The organism is Actinoplanes sp. NPDC049118 (genome assembly GCF_040648555.1).
In the GTDB taxonomy this organism is placed as follows: domain Bacteria; phylum Actinomycetota; class Actinomycetes; order Mycobacteriales; family Micromonosporaceae; genus Actinoplanes.
Map to the genome: position 1 here is coordinate 177,234 of NZ_JBEZDY010000012.1, position 15,531 is coordinate 192,764.

General features: G+C 64.2%; 10 protein-coding genes and 1 pseudogene. 5 read left to right on the top strand and 6 right to left on the bottom strand.

Annotated elements, in window-relative coordinates; genetic code table 11:
- Nucleotides 1-23 precede the first annotated feature (23 nt).
- Both AB0B58_RS20670 and leuS read left to right on the top strand, forming a co-directional pair.
- Entirely contained in the window at nt 24-1,088 is a 1,065-nt protein-coding gene (locus AB0B58_RS20670) for a hypothetical protein (protein ID WP_360225596.1), read from the top strand.
- A gap of 189 nt (nt 1,089-1,277) precedes the next feature.
- Nucleotides 1,278-3,821, top strand: a complete 2,544-nt coding sequence (leuS, locus tag AB0B58_RS20675) for a leucine--tRNA ligase (RefSeq protein ID WP_360225598.1) — start codon at nt 1,278-1,280, stop codon at nt 3,819-3,821.
- A gap of 738 nt (nt 3,822-4,559) precedes the next feature.
- On the opposite strand, the gene AB0B58_RS20680 is transcribed toward leuS, so the two are convergent.
- On the bottom strand, nt 4,560-4,883 hold the full coding sequence (locus tag AB0B58_RS20680) for a hypothetical protein (RefSeq protein ID WP_360225600.1): 324 nt from the start codon (nt 4,881-4,883) through the stop codon (nt 4,560-4,562).
- Between the two features lie 284 nt (nt 4,884-5,167).
- Between AB0B58_RS20680 and AB0B58_RS20685 the strand changes: the two genes are divergently transcribed.
- Genes AB0B58_RS20685 through AB0B58_RS20695 form a run of 3 tightly spaced genes read left to right on the top strand, consistent with a single transcriptional unit; the run spans nt 5,168 to nt 11,258 of the window.
- Entirely contained in the window at nt 5,168-6,913 is a 1,746-nt protein-coding gene (locus AB0B58_RS20685; RefSeq protein ID WP_360225602.1) for a class I SAM-dependent DNA methyltransferase, read from the top strand.
- Complete coding sequence (locus tag AB0B58_RS20690) at nt 6,910-8,124, top strand: restriction endonuclease subunit S (RefSeq protein ID WP_360225604.1); 1,215 nt, start codon at nt 6,910-6,912, stop codon at nt 8,122-8,124. Before AB0B58_RS20685 ends, AB0B58_RS20690 begins: the two co-directional genes overlap by 4 nt.
- On the top strand, nt 8,124-11,258 hold the full coding sequence (locus AB0B58_RS20695; RefSeq protein ID WP_360225606.1) for a DEAD/DEAH box helicase family protein: 3,135 nt from the start codon (nt 8,124-8,126) through the stop codon (nt 11,256-11,258). Before AB0B58_RS20690 ends, AB0B58_RS20695 begins: the two co-directional genes overlap by 1 nt.
- Nucleotides 11,259-11,282: 24 nt before the next feature.
- Here the strand turns inward: AB0B58_RS20695 and AB0B58_RS20700 are convergent.
- The 5 genes and pseudogenes from AB0B58_RS20700 to AB0B58_RS20720 form a co-directional block, all read right to left on the bottom strand.
- A pseudogene (locus AB0B58_RS20700) lies at nt 11,283-11,390 on the bottom strand (HAD hydrolase family protein); the annotation flags it as partial.
- Between the two features lie 312 nt (nt 11,391-11,702).
- The gene (locus tag AB0B58_RS20705) at nt 11,703-12,047 is read right to left on the bottom strand and encodes an Lsr2 family protein (protein WP_360225608.1); all 345 of its coding nucleotides are present in this window, start codon (nt 12,045-12,047) and stop codon (nt 11,703-11,705) included.
- 384 nt (nt 12,048-12,431) lie between these two features.
- Nucleotides 12,432-13,553, bottom strand: a complete 1,122-nt coding sequence (locus tag AB0B58_RS20710; RefSeq protein WP_360225610.1) for a hypothetical protein — start codon at nt 13,551-13,553, stop codon at nt 12,432-12,434.
- A 1,159-nt stretch (nt 13,554-14,712) separates the two neighbouring features.
- Nucleotides 14,713-14,952 carry a hypothetical protein gene (locus AB0B58_RS20715; protein WP_360225612.1) on the bottom strand — a complete coding sequence of 80 codons (240 nt, stop codon included), beginning with the start codon at nt 14,950-14,952 and terminating at the stop codon, nt 14,713-14,715.
- Nucleotides 14,953-15,085: 133 nt separating this feature from the next.
- Nucleotides 15,086-15,454 carry a hypothetical protein gene (locus AB0B58_RS20720; protein ID WP_360225614.1) on the bottom strand — a complete coding sequence of 123 codons (369 nt, stop codon included), beginning with the start codon at nt 15,452-15,454 and terminating at the stop codon, nt 15,086-15,088.
- Between the last annotated feature and the right edge of the window lie 77 nt (nt 15,455-15,531).

Consider the following 15,531-nt stretch of genomic DNA (forward strand, 5'->3'; position numbering starts at 1 on the left):
CGTCATCCTCAGATTTTCAGACCGTGACCGACTTCCCGACAGGCAACGGAGTGGTGGTCGATAAATGCGCTGCGCGAGTTGTGATTGACCGCGACATTCGGGATTCGGCTGGCGACCGATGGTACTGGCGAATTCGTCTTAAGGCGAGCGCCAGACAGTCGATCCACGTCGCCATGGCGCGCCCCAACCTGGTCGGACAGTTCGGGCCTTGGAGGAAGGGCCGGAAGGAAGTCGGATGGCTCTCTGCTCACCCTGTACCCGATGAAGGGTTCACAGTAGATGTCAGACCGGGTGAAACTGTCGACCTCTGCGCCACAATTCCCTACGGCTACGAGAACTACACTTACTTCGCGAGACGGCTTGGGAATGCCATGCGATGGAGTTCTCTCGCCCGCACGGCATCCGGCCGGACCAGCGTGGTCGGAACTTCGTACCAATCGAACAGCCGGCCGGAACAACGAACGGTACTGCTAACGGCCCGCCATCACGCTTGCGAAGCGATGGCGTCTTATGTGCTTGAGGGCGCCATTTTGGCCTTCCTCGCCATGCAGGCCTCTGGTCATCCAGCAACCCAAGAAACCAAGCTATTAGCCGTGCCGTTCGTGGACCTGGAGGGCGTCGAGCGAGGCGACCAAGGCAAGGCACGTCACCCTTGGGACCACAACCGTGACTATGGACGGCAGGGCTCTCGCTACCGCTCCACGGCCGCGCTTCGCGACCTGATCGAGTCGAGCATCAGCCCGTTGTTTGCACTGGACCTTCACACGCCCGGCTTGCGCGGCAGCATCGAGGAGCGCCCATATGTCGTGACTTCGGGTGTCGGTGACCATAGTGGCGCGAAGGCCCTGGCCGCCGCACTGACCCCGGATACCGACCTGCTTCGTCTTTCTCACCGGTGGAATCAACCAGAGGCAGTAGGACAGCGCGGGTGCGCGGCCTGGCTCAGGAGTCTGCCTCGTACACGAGTCGCGCTCACGATCGAGTACCCGAACGCCGTCGTCCATGGCCGGCCGGTGAGCCCCGTTCACGCGCGGCAGTACGGAGCCGGATTGCTCCATGCCTTGCTGAGTGTTGCAGATGAGAGCTGAGCCTGAAGCTATGCCGTTGCCCAATCTAAGGCTGCGCCCGGGCGCGCTAGACTGGCGCCCATGGCCTGGCCGCGCCTGCTTCTTCTCGGGCCGTGCTGACGCGGCAGTAAGTCGCGGCAGCACGGCGGACCCCTCCTGTGTGAGGGGTCTTTTCGTTTTCGGCGGCAACCAACGATGATCCCAGGGGAAATGATGACAGTTCAGGAAGCGTCCGGAACCGCGGGCTTCCCGATGTTCGGCGACTTCGACCCGAGGCAGATCGATTCCCGGTGGCAGCAGGTCTGGGCCTCCGAGCGGTCCTGGGAAGTGGACAACGACGATGCCGCCAGCCGTGAGCCGATGTATGTGTTGGAGATGCTGCCCTACACGAGCGGGGAGCCTCACGTTGGGCATCTAAAGAACTACGCGGTGGGTGATGCGGTCGCGCACTTTCTGCGCCGTCAGGGAAAGTACGTCCTGCACCCCATGGGGTACGACGCATTCGGCTTGCCCGCCGAAAACCATGCAATCCGAACCGGAAAACACCCGCGGATATCCACCAATGAGTCGATCTCCTCTTTCCGCGAGCAGTTCAAGCAATGGGGCATCTCGATCGACTGGTCACGCGAGATCGCAACGCATCAGCCCGAGTACTACCGCTGGACCCAATGGATCTTCCTTCAGCTCTACAAGGCTGGACTGGCGTACCGCAAGAACGGAGCAGTCAACTGGTGCCCCAAGGACGCCACCGTCCTCGCGAATGAACAGGTTGTCGGAGGGCGATGCGAGCGGTGCGGCGAAGTCGTCGAACTCCGGCAGCTCGAGCAGTGGTTCTTCAAGATCACCGAATATGCGGACCGTCTACTTGAGGACCTCGACCCGCTTGTCTGGCCCGAGCATGTCAAAACCATGCAGCGAAACTGGATTGGACGCTCCGAAGGCGCCTACGTCGACTTCGCGACGGAGGCCGGACCGATGAAGGTTTTCACGACGCGGCCTGACACCTTGTTCGGTGCGACCTACATGGTTCTGGCCCCCGAGCACGCTCTAGTCGACAAGATCGTCGCTGACGCATGGCCCCCGCAGACTGACCAGCGGTGGACCAACGGGTATGCCGTGCCGGCCGAAGCGGTCGCCGCATACCGTGCCCAAACCTTGACGAAGTCAGAGCTCGACCGGCAGACCGGAGGCAAGCAGAAGACCGGAGTCTTCACCGGCGCGTTCGCGACCAACCCCGTCAACGGCGCCGAAGTTCCGATCTTCCTTGCAGACTATGTGCTGGCCGGCTATGGAACCGGGGCCATCATGGCAGTTCCGGCGCACGACGAACGCGACAGCGCCTTCGCCGAGACATTCGGACTTCCTGCGGTCCAGACGATCCAGGCACCGGAAGGGTGGGACGGCGGTCCCTACACCGGGCCGGGGCAGACGATCAACAGCAGGAGCGGCTCTGGCGCACTGGATCTCAATGGCTTGTCTTCGGACACAGCCAAAGCAGAAGTTGTTGAGTGGCTCTCGAAGCATGGGCTTGGCGAACAGACCACCTCGTACAAGCTGCGGGACTGGCTGCTCTCCCGACAGCGCTACTGGGGATGCCCTATCCCGATCATCTACTGCGATACGTGTGGCGCGAGTCCCGTCCCCGAAGACCAGCTTCCGGTCATCCTTCCCGACGTCGAGGACTACGCCCCGAAGGGTAAATCGCCGCTGGCAACCGCGACAGACTGGGTCAACACGTCCTGTCCTCAGTGTTACGGTCCAGCCCGGCGTGAGACCGACACCATGGACACCTTTGTCGACTCATCGTGGTACTTCCTGCGCTACTGCGACCCTCGTAACGACAAGGCCGCATGGGACCGCGACGTCCTCTCCGCATGGATGCCAGTCGACCAGTACATCGGTGGAATCGAACACGCCATTCTGCACCTGCTCTACGCTCGGTTCCTTGTCAAGGTCTTGTACGACCTCAAACACGTTCCCGTGCGAGAACCGTTTGCCAAGCTCTTTACCCAGGGCATGATTACCAAAGATGGCGCGAAGATGTCCAAGTCCAAGGGCAACACCGTGTCACCAAGCGCGATCGTCGAAAAGTACGGCGCTGACACCGCCCGCTGCTATGTCTTGTTTATGGGACCGCCCGACCAGGGCGCGGATTGGTCAGACAACGGCCTTGAGGGAGTGTCCAGGTTCCTTAAGCGGGTCTGGCGCCTCACGGCCGACGTCCTGAACGCGACGAGCGAAACCATCGGCGACTCCATCGACCCAAGCCGAGACCATGCGTTGCGTCGCGCCGCAGCCATCGCGACACAGCAGATTACCAACGACATGACCGACTCGTTCGGATTCAACACGGCGATCGCCGCGCTGATGAAGCTGTCCAACGAGATCAGCAGGGCACTCCAGGAAGGAATTTCCACCGAGGTTGCGCGTGACGCCCTAGTCACACTTACCTCACTCCTACTGCCGTTCGCGCCTCACGTCGCGAGCGAGACATACTTCCAACTCACGGGCGACTTCGTGTGGAAGGCACCCTGGCCCGAGGCCGCGGCGGACCTTCTACAAACGAGCGAGATTGTTCTTGTGTGCCAGGTCAACGGGAAGGTACGGGGACGGGTCACTGTCCCTGCGGATGCTGACGAGGCCACCATACGACAGGCTGCACTCGGTAGCGAGGAAGTCCGTCGCTACCTCGAGGGCAGGGATCCCCGAAAGGTGATCGTCGTTCCTGGAAAGCTCGTAAATGTCGTTGTCTAATTAGAGGCCGGATGCGAGAGCTATGATGACAAATGATTTTCCTTCGCCCGCAGGACCGACCACCTGTCGAGTGAAGACATGGCACCCAAAGATCGAATGCCTAGGGTCGTTTTGGCTCGTGAGGCTTTGCCACCCGCTCGCGGGATACGCGGACTCTTGCCTGCCGCACGCGATCTATGCCATCCGTACGGACCCCGGGGTGAAGATCGTCGAGTGTCTGGATCAGGACTTGGCCATTGGCATACGCGACCACGCGATGGCGGGGTACAGCCGTAGACCGTGATGGAGAGATGGCGCCCTCGGCATTGCCTGTGAGCAAGGGCGCTCGCATAGTGGTCAGGACCTGGCGACGGCCGGGCTCATGGACACCGCGAGGGTCCTGATGCCGGCCGATTCACGGCGGGAGGACCATCCCACGGCCCGAAGGGTTTGCGCCGATAGGTTGCCTTCTCGATCAGTGCCCCTGACGATCCCACTATGGGCGCGTGTCTGTCGAGGACCATCCTGTCCCTTGTCCGCGGACCCTGCCAACACGACGCCGACAACTCCGCTCCGGATGTAGGCGGCCAAGCCATGCAAACGGCAGCTTCCGGTCTACAGCCTGGTGGTCGCTCTGTTCCACGAGGTGAAGGCCCAGCTCCTCGCATTGCCATGGCACGCAGGCTGCGGTCAGCCACTCAAATTGCGTGCATCGACAGCTATCCGAAGGTAAGCAGTGGCACGTCGTTCAAGGCCGCGTTACGCGGGCGAGTGATGGGCGGGTCGAGCACTTCGACGAGGAGCATCTCGGTCAAAAACTGGACCCGAGCGGCCAGGAGATGGCTCGTGTGCGGCGAGGATCTGCTGGTAGGCGGAGCTGATCACGGTTGGGTCCTCGGCGGTGAACTCGGTCGCGGCCAGGGCGCGCAGAGTGCCGCGCGTGGTCGCCAGGTCGGCCAGGTCGGCGTCGATACGGGTGAGTTCGCTGGCGAGCGTGGTGATTTCGGCGCGGATCTGATCGGCGGTCCGGCGTCCAGCGGCTTCGCGTTCGGTGATCAGGCCGAGGATCGTGTCGAGGTGCACGGCGGTCTACCGGTGTCGCCAGGTCCGGGGTGCTGGTGCCGGTCAACCGGCGGACCATGGTCACCATCGACGCCCATAGCGTGCGGGATACTGACGATTCGGGCCGAATCTCAAGCCGGTCACTGCTGCCGACCTCGTGGCACGCGGGGTGTCGAGATGCGCGATGATGTTCTCATGACGCACCGGCTGCTGCAGACTGTGCGCGGCCACCTGCTCTGACGGCACGCACGGGCTTGCGCTGGGCGTCCAGCATCTTTCGTCGAGTGATCCTCGTAAGGAGCCTTGTGAGCGCCCTCGGTAGTTTCATCTGGTCGATCGCCGACCAACTTCGGGGCCCCTACCGCCCCAACCAGTACGGCAACGTGATCCTCCCGCTCACAATCCTGCGACGCCTCGACTGCATCCTTGAGCCCGACCGGGAGACGGTGCGCGCGCTGGCGGCGAAGTACGACAACCCCAACCGGCTCAAGATCGAGGTCAAGAAGGCGACCGGCAGGCCGTTCTACAACACCTCGAACTACTCCTTCGCCAACCTGCTGGCTGACGCCGATGGATTGGCGGACAACCTGGTCGATTACATCGACCGGTTCTCACCCGATGTCGACGTGTTCCAGTACTTCGAGTTCAAGAAGGAGATCCTCGCCCTGGAGAAGGCGGAGCTGCTGCGCGAGGTCATCACGTCCTTCAAGGCCGTCGACCTGCATCCGGACGTCGTCTCCAACGCCGACATGGGCGATGCGTTCGAGTACATCATCCGTAAGTTCAACGAGGCCGCGAACGAGACCTCCGGTGACCACTACACCCCACGAGACGCGATCCGGCTGCTGGTCGACCTGCTCTTCGCCGAAAAGGACGCCGACCTGACCGAGGCCGACATCATCCGCACGCTGTACGACCCGACCGCGGGCACCGGCGGCATGCTCGCTCTGGCCGAGGAGCACCTGCTTGCGCAGAATCCCGACGCGAAGCTGAGCCTGTACGGCCAGGAGTACAACCCGCAGTCGTACGCAATCTGCAAGTCCGATCTGCTGGCCAAGGGCCACGACGCGACCAACATCGCCTTCGGCAATACGCTCACCGACGACGCGTTCAAGGGCCGCCAGTTCGACTTCTGCATGTCCAACCCGCCCTATGGCGTCGACTGGAAGCAGTACGCCAAGGCGGTCACGAAAGAGCGCGACGAAGCGGGCCCCTATGGCCGGTTCGCCCCCGACCTCCCGTCGACTTCGGACGGGCAGATGCTCTTCCTGCTGCACCTCGTTCACAAGATGCGGGCGCCGGAGGACGGCGGCGGTCGGGCCGGGATCGTGATGAACGGCTCGCCGCTCTTTAGCGGCGGCGCCGAGTCCGGCCCCTCCAATATCCGCAAGTGGCTGCTGGAGAACGACTTGGTCGATGCCATCGTCGCGCTGCCGACCAACATGTTCTTCAATACCGGCATCGGCACCTACATTTGGATCCTCGACAACACCAAGCACCCAGACCGCAAGGGCGTAGTCCAGCTTATCGACGGCACGTCGTTTTGGACCAAGATGCGTAAGAACCTCGGCTCCAAGAACCGTGAACTCACCGAGGAGGACCGCGCCAAGGCCGTCCAGTTGTACGCCGACTGCACCGAGGCCGACCCAGACTACGCCAAGGTATTGCGCAACGACGAGTTCGGCTACTGGACCATCACCGTCGAGCGCCCCCTCCTCGACGAGTCCGGCCAGCCGGTGCTCGACCGCAGGGGCCATCCCAAGCCGGATCCGAAGAAGCGCGACAATGAGAACGTCCCGTTCACCTACGGCGGCTCGACCGCCGGCACGGCTGGCAAGGTCGAGGTCATCCAGACGTACTTCGACGCCGAGGTGAAGCCGCACGTCCCCGACGCCTGGATCGAATGGACAAAAGTCAAAACCGGCTACGAGATTCCCTTCACCCGCCACTTCTACAAGTACGTCCCACCCCGCCCCCTCGCCGAGATCGACGCCGACCTGGAAAAGCAGGTCGCCAAGATCCTCGACCTGCTGCGGGAGGTGGAGGGGTGACGTCTTTGCACTCGACGAGCCCAGCAAAGATCGCTTGGTTGCAGGGACTTTCGCTTCCCTCCAATTGGAGTGAGTCGAAAGTGAAATACGTTGCGCCTGGTATGCAAGCTGGTGAAGCGATCACTGCCGAATCGATCGAGCCAGTCGGCACCTATCCCGTGTACGGCGGCAACGGGCTGCGTGGCTACACCGAAGCAAAGACTCATCACGGCACTCGAATCCTCATCGGGCGCCAAGGCGCCTTGTGCGGCAACGTGCACCTCGTCTTCGGCGAGTTCTGGGCTTCTGAACATGCGATCGTCGCCCGCGCTGCAGACGCGGTCGATTCTCGCTGGCTTGCCTACCTCCTGCATGTGATGAACCTTGGCCAGTACTCACAGACGGCCGCGCAGCCAGGTATCGGAACTGCACAGATTAATGCACTTCCGGTGCCGGTGCCGCCCCTCTCGGAGCAGCGTGCTATCGCCGACTATCTCGACCGCGAGGTCGCCCGCATCGACACGCTCATCGAGGAGCAGCAGCGCCTGATCGAGATGCTCCGCGAGCGACGCACAGCCGTCATCGCGCATGCGACGTCGCAGGGAGCGGACGTAGAACTGCGGCGAGTTATCGCGGTGCTTCGTCAGGGGTGGAGCCCCAACTGCGAGAGTTGGCCCGCCGATGGGGTGGCAGAGTGGGGAGTCCTGAAGGTCGGGTGCGCAAACACTGGCCGATTCGATCCTGCCGAGAACAAACGACTACCAGACGAAGAGACTCCGCGGCCGGAGCTCGCGGTTCGTCAGGGAGAACTCGTAATGTCTCGCTCGAACACGAAAGATCTAGTGGGTGCTGCTGCTGTGGTCGACGGTAGCTACCCGCGATTGCTTCTCTCCGATCTCACGTACGGTCTCTCGCTTACGGACGACGCGGATCCCGCGTTCGTGGCGTATGCGCTCGGGTCTCCTGGCATGCGTGTACAGATCAGTGCTGCGTCCAAGGGGATGAGCCACTCGATGCAGAAGATCTCTCAGCGGGACATTCGAGAGCTTCGCGTGCGATTGCCGGCTTTGGGTGAGCAGCGCCACGTTGCCGCGTACCTCGACGGGCAGACGGCGAAGCTCGACGCGTTGATTGCTGAGACGGAGCGGTTCATCGAACTCGCTCGCGAACGCCGTGCTGCGCTCATCACCGCATCCGTAACTGGTCAGATCGACATACGGGAGATGGCGTGATGGCCGATCACAACGAGGTCGTCTTCGAGTCCGAGATTTGCGCGTACCTGGAGTCCCAGGGGTGGCTCCACTCGGTGAGCGACACCGGATACGACCGCGAACGTGCCCTGTTCTCCGAGGACCTGTTCGCCTGGCTGGAGGAGACCCAGAAGCTGGCGTACGCGAAGGCTTTGAAGGCTGCGGGGTCGGAGGCGAAATTCCTCGATGTGCTGGCGACGGCGCTCGACAAGCCTCTCGAGCATGGTGGCGGGACGTTGAACATCCTGCGCAACGGGGTGCAGTACATCGGTGGTGGCCGGTTGAAGATGGCGCAGTTCCGCCCCGAGACCAGCTTGAACGCGACCACCAGTGAGCAGTACGCGGCGATGCGGGTGCGGGTGATGCGGCAGGTGCACTTCTCCACCGCTGACCAGCGAAGCATCGACCTGGTCTTATTCGTCAACGGGCTCCCGGTGGCCACCGTCGAGCTGAAGACCGACTTTACGCAGTCCCTCGATGAGGCGATCAACCAGTACCGCAAAGGCCGGCATCCGTTGACCAATGGGCGGCCGGAGCCGCTGTTGTCGTTCGGGCATCGGGCGCTGGTGCACTTCGCGGTCTCCAACGACCTAGCCGCGATGACCACCAGGCTGGAGGGCGAGAAGACGCACTTCCTGCCGTTCAACATGGGCCACGAGAGTGGCGCGGGGAATCCGCCGGCTGAGGGCGGGCGGTCGGCGACGGCATACCTATGGGAGAGGGTCTGGGAGAAGGACGCCTGGCTCAACATCATCGGCCGGCTGATGATCGTGGAGACCAAGGAGGAATGGGATGTCGCGACCGGGACGTCCGTGCGGCGTACGAGCATGCTTTTCCCACGGTTCCACCAATGGGAGGCCGTGACGAACGTCGTGGCCGCAGTGCGCGAGGAGGGGGTGGGGCATCGCTACCTGATCGAGCACTCGGCAGGCTCAGGGAAGACGAACACCATCGCCTGGACCGCGCACCGACTGGCGCGGCTGCACGTGAACGACGAGAAGGTCTTCGACTCAGTGATCGTGGTCGTGGACCGCACCGTACTCGACGGGCAGCTCCAGGAGGCGATCCGGCAGATCGACGGGTCGGGGAAGATCGTGGCCACGATCAGCCCGCAGGACGTCCGCAAGGCGGGGGCGAAGTCGAAATCCGGGCTGCTGGCGACCGCCTTGAAGAACGGGGAGCTGATTATCGCAGTGACGGTGCAGACCTTCCCCTTCGCCCTCGACGAGATCCGGGCCGACTCCTCGCTGAAGGGACGACGGTTCGCGGTGATCGCCGACGAGGCGCACTCCTCGCAGTCCGGCCAGATCTCTTCCAAGCTCAAGGCCGTGCTGACCGCGGAGGAGGTCAAGGAGATCGAGGAAGGCGGTGAGGTCGACATCGAGGCGATCCTGGCCTCGGAGATGACTGAGCGGGCCGAGTCGGAGAACATCTCCTACCTCGCGTTCACGGCAACGCCGAAGAACAAGACCCTGGACCTCTTCGGCCGCAAGGGCCCTGACGGGAAGCCGGTCGAGTTCCACCTCTATTCGATGCGGCAGGCGATCGAGGAGGGCTACATCCTCGACGTGCTCAGGGGCTACCAGTCCTACGACACCGCGCTGAAGATCGCCGGCAAGGCTGAGCGCGGCGACGGTGGCGAGGTAGAGGAGGCCGCGGCGCGTAAGGGGCTGATGCGGTGGGTGAAGCTGCACCCGACCAACATCAGTCAGAAGGTGCAGATCATCGTCGAGCACTTCCACGCCAACGTCGCCCACCTGCTGGAGAGCAAGGCGAAGGCGATGGTTGTGACCGACTCGCGCAAGGCCGCGGTGAAGTACAAGAAGGCGATCGACGCCTACATCGCCAAGCGTGCCGCCAAGGACGCCTCGTACAACTACCGCACCCTGGTCGCCTTCTCCGGCTCGGTGACCATGGCCGAGAACGAGGAGTGGGCTTCGGACTGGGGGCCACAGCCAAGCAAGGACGACGAGTTCACCGAGGCCAACCTCAACCCCGGCGCCGGCTCGGACCTGGCCGCCGCCTTCAAGGGCACGACATACAAGATCATGCTAGTCGCCAATAAATTCCAGACAGGATTCGACCAGCCGCTACTCTCGGCCATGTACGTCGATAAGAAGCTCTCCGGGGTCACTGCCGTACAGACACTGTCCCGGCTCAACCGCACCCACCGCACTGCGGGCGGGGAACAGAAGCGCAAGACGTTCGTCATCGACTTCGTGAACAAGCCTGAGGACATCCGGACTGCGTTTGAGCCGTACTTCACCAACGCCACCATAGAGACCGAGACCGACCCGTACATCGTCGTCCACCTCGGAAATAAGCTCGCTCAGTCCGGCATCTACACGCCAGCGCAGGTGCGCGAGGTCGCCGAACTGTGGGTCACCCGCAAGGGCAACAACGCGCTCTCGGCAGCGATCAGCCCAGCCAAGAACGACTTCGCCCGCCGATACGCGGCGGCGATCGAGGCCGACGACAAGGTCACCCTCAACACCCTCGACCTGTTCCGTAAGGACGTCTCCACCTACGTCCGGCTCTACGACTTCATGAGCCAGATCGTCGACTACGGCGACCCGTACATGGAGATGCTGTCGATCTTCCTGCGGCTCCTGGAAAAGGTCATCGCAGACTCCTCCTGGGCCGCGGAGGTCGACCTTTCCGACGTGGTCCTGGTCGGGGTCAAGCACAACAAGGGGACCGCGGTCGACATCTCGCTGACCGGTGACGGCGAGCTCAAGGGCATCGGCGCCGCGGGCACCGGCACCCGGAAGGAGCCGAAGTACGTCGCACTGCAGGTCGTCATCGACAAGATGAACGACCTCTTCGGTGCCGAGTCTTTCTCGGCGTCTCAGGTTCGTGAGTTCGTGCAAGGACTGGTGCAGCGGCTGCTCGCCTACCCGGATCTGGTCAACCAGGCCAAGGTGAACTCGAAGAAGCAGTTCATGGAATCGCAGGACTTCCAGGCGGCGGTCACTGAGGCGGTCGTCGACAACCAGGAGGCCCACAACACCATGGCCGACTACTTCTTCAGCGACGGCCCTGGCATCAGCGCTGTCATCATGGCGCTCGCGGACGCCTTCTACGAGGCAGCGATCGATCAGCGGACGGAAGTGTGAGCAGGCCGGCCCCGGAAGGGGATTCTCCAAGTACGCGGCTACACCGTCATCGACGTTGGCAAGGGTGGTCTCCGTTGCCGCCGCCCGCGCTAACGGATGCGCGTTGGCCACTGCGACAGAGTGACCAGCCCAGCGCATCATCGCCGGTCAATCCGGCCCCGCGTCCGACCCGGCGTAGCTTCACCGCCGAGTACAAGGCGCAAACAGGCGAGCTGTTGCCACCTTCGCGGCACTCATCAAAGACCACGCAGTCACCCGCTTACGCCAGGCTTGGGCGGCGCGACGCCACCAGGGTGGCAATGCGCGGGGGCGGAGCCAGCCTGTTGCGCTGGGATGCCCCGCCATGATGCGCGGCCCGCCGCGCCCGGTGACTAGCTGGCCACCCCTGTCCGATCTGACGGGCAAGCTGACCGGCTACGTCGCCTCTGGCGAGCCCATCGGGCCTTATCGCTGGTTGTGGAACGCCTCCATAACGGCGGCCGGAATGCGGCCGCGGTCGCTGATCTCGTAGCCGTTCTTGGCTGCCCACTCCCGGATGGCCTGGTTCTGCTGACGGTCCACACGTGCGGGCGCGGCCGTGGTTCGCCCTGCGCCGCGGGGGTGACTGTTCGTGCGGGTCACTCGGGTGCCGGCCGCGATGTAGGGGTCGAGGGCCTTACGGAGTTTGCCGATGTTCTTGTCGGAGAGGTCTATGGTGTAGGTGACGCCGTCCACGGCGAATTCCACCGTACGGTCGGCTTCGCTTCCGTCGATGTCATCGGTGATGAGGGTAACCACTTGCTTGGCCATGAAGATTGCTCCCGATATCAGGTATGTGAATGGTCGTTACGTGGGCGAGAAATCTTCGAATTTCGGTTCTGTGCATCCACAAGCTAGCGGCTGTCTCAGCGCGGCGCTCCGCAGATTGAGTGCAGGGTAGACGGCTGAGAACCGTATCACTTTTCAATGGTGGTCTGTGTCTTGGTGGCAGATGTGCGAGCGGACCCATGTGTCCTCGTCGGAGATCGCGTGAGCATTTGCATCTCTATTCCTGGTTCGTTCTGCCAGGCGGCGTTGTATGTCCGGCCCGGGACTGGGTACATGTCCCTGCACGTCTTGGGCCTTATGCAGGCCAGATGCCGGCCGGCGGGCCCGCCGGGGCAGTAGCCCGCAGCGCGCCGGGTCGCCTCCGCGTCACGATGCCGGAGCTGGTGATGGGTTCCTTCGAGCGCGGAGGTCGTGGATCGCTTGATCGACCACTTTGTGTGAGGTCCACGCGTACCGGTTCCGGGTCCTGCGCGCGGCCATGTGGACGATGACGCTGCGCCGGCCCGGGATCGGCACCTCTCCGCCGTCGTCGGTGCGGTACGCGGCGTCGAGTTCGTCGAGGCGTTCCCGCCACTCCCGCTCCGGTGTGATGACCGGCTCGGCCAGGGGCCAGCGGCCATCGCCGGTCAGGGCCGCGATCTGCCCGGTCAGGGCCTGCAGGGCCGCGATCAGGTCGGGCGTCGTCTGCGCACACTCACCTCCCTGCCTGTTGTCCGGTTCCCCAGGCGCGCGCCCGGGGTTCGGCGCGGTATCGGCCCCATCGGGTGCGGCACCCAGTTTTGGGCGCGCGGCGAGCACGGACGGGCCCCGCTGGGCCAGCAGGCACAGGTAGTACAGGGCCGGTCCGGGCTCACCCTTCGCCGCGGCCCGCATCGCGGCCTTCCGCGCCGCCGCCAGGAATACCTTGTCGGCCTTCACTGCCTTGCGCCGGGCCTGGGCAAGGGCCCGGCGTGCCCGGTACTGGTCGTAGAGCTGATCTCCTTGGTTGATGGCGGCCTCACGGGTCCGTACCTGAGGCTTGGCGACCATCGCCGTCCATGCCCAGTAGGCCCGTCGCGGGTACCGGATCCAGAAGTCCAGGCCTAGCTGCGCCTTTGGCAAGGACTTCTTCTTCTCCGCCAGGCGCATCGCCTTGCGGCTGCGGGCGCTCGAGCGGATCTCCCACAAAATGATCCCGACCAGCGAAGACACACCTACCGCGATGCCATGCAGTTGGGCCAGCCACCACGGCAAGGCCGGGTCGAACGCGTGGGCGAAGTAGTTGATCCCTGCCCCAAACAACGCCGCGACCCAGGTCAGCACCCTGGCGATGCAGGCACGCTCACCCTCGAGGCGCAGCCGATGCGCGGTCAGCGCGAACGCCAGGCTGGTGCCCTCGATGAAGGCCGCGGCCCCGACCGCGCGTGGCCATACCCAGTGCAGCTGCTCGTGGAACACCTGCGTTTGCGACGAGGCGGCCACGTACACCACGGTGGCGTAGACGCTCATGGAGTACACCGCTGCGGCTTCCCGGCGGGCCGCCGCGGCCAGGCGGCCCATCCGATGGGCCACCGCAACGACCGTGGCGCGGCGGGCGGCCCATCGGGCATCGCGGGCCTGTGCCTTCGCGGTCGCCTGTTGGGCGCGAGCGGCCTCCCGCCCTGGGCCGCAGCTTGTTCGGCCTTCCGCTCTTGGGCCGCTGCCCGGGACTTGGCCTCCCTGCGCATGCCGCGGGCAACGATGCGGGCCGCCCGTTTGTCGGCTTGGGCTACCGATGCCTGCACTCCGCCATCCGCGAGGGCTGTTGTCGCCTCGCCCGGCTCCGTTGCGGTCGGGGTGCTCATCGCCGCACCGCTGTTCGGGTAGCACGTCGCCTCGCGGCGGGACGCTGTCTGGCGGCTGGGCATCGTCGCCGCGCTCGTGCGGCGGCGGCCTGCCGGCTGCGGGCGACTGCCTGTCGATGGGTCAATACCTTGACGACGAGCACCCCGACGAACCCAGTCACGAACCCGCCGACCGCTGCGACGGCGACGAGCACCACCAGAGCCACGAGGACTGCGCGAGCGAGGGTCCGCACGACCGAGTGCCGCAGTTGGTCGGCGATATCATCAGCGCGGTGGCGGTGAGAGTGCAATCGCTTGGTGAGATGGTGCGGATAGCTGGACACTGTTGGTACTCCCTGTGGCAGGGAGCACCGGGGGCGGGTTTGCGCTGCAGGCTTGGGCCCGCCCACGGGCTCCAATGGGAATGGCTCTGCGTCGGCCACCGGATAGGGCCGACGTCGGTGCGGAAGTAGCACCACGGGTCACGGCTCGTAGCCGCTGGTGAGCCTCATGAGGACGAGCGAGGTCAGCCTGTGACGGCGGTCAACCGCGTGATGTTGGGCCCGTACGACGCTGGAATCCGGGCGATCACCCATACGGCCAGCTCGCCGTGGTCGTACGCCTGCGACCCGGGCAAGGATCCGCTGCCGGGTGCCGTCGGCGGTTCGTGGACTTCGGGCGAAGTGCACCAGGTGCGCGGGTTCAACACGGCCGCGGCCCGCCGGCGCGTTGCTGGCCTTCGACTGCAGGGGGTTTGCCATTGGTGGTGTAGCCGCCCCCGGACGGGGGTCGGTAGGGGCCTGCGAGTTGTGGTGCTCTGCGGCGCCGACTGTTCGCGGCGTCTACTACCGGTTCGGGTGGTCGCCGTTGTCGTCGACCGGCGTGCCGTTCTCGAATGCCGCGAGTGAGTTCCGCAGGTCCGTTTCCATGGCTTGCGTGACCAGGGCGTGCTGGGCGATGTCGTCGGGTGTCAGCTCGATTCGGGCGGGCTTCTTGCTGCCATCGACCTGCGCCACGACGACCTCGATGCCGACCCCACCGTCGTCGTAGCCGACCAGCCGGGTGTAGACGTTGGAGCCTTTCACGGAGCCGTCCAAGTTCAGGGCTCCGACGTGCCGCCCATCGACGTGCATCTCGCACCACTCCGGGCAACCTGTGCTCGGATCCCGCTGCTCTAGGTCAGGGTCGTTCATCTCGGGTGCCTCCGCAGATGAGTGATTACCGCGTACGTACTTTCACCCCTTTTAGATCCTGCTCCCATTCAGTCTTGCGCTGCTCGATGCGCCCAGGGTCGCGCTCCGCGTTCGGAAGCCGGTCGTGCCAAAACGTGCGCAGGTCGTCTACTTGCTCGGCGCCCCAAAGCGCGAAGTTGGGACCTCGCGCTTCCCGGGGATAGGGCATGGGGTGGTTTTCGTACCGGTGGGGGCGCTTTGCGCCTTCCGGAGTTGGCTTCGACCAGCGGAGGAAGTCCCAGACCCGGTCGACAGGGACGGCGGGCGCGTCGGGCCCTTCAGTCCTGCGACGCTCCTCAGTCCAGATCGCCGCGATGTCCTCGGCGAACAGAACCCAGTGGCCGTATCTGGCCATGACGCCTCCACCGATCGCATCTCAGGCTGTCCGGTCCAGCCGGACGATGCTATCGGATTGGGGCCAGGGCCGCAAAC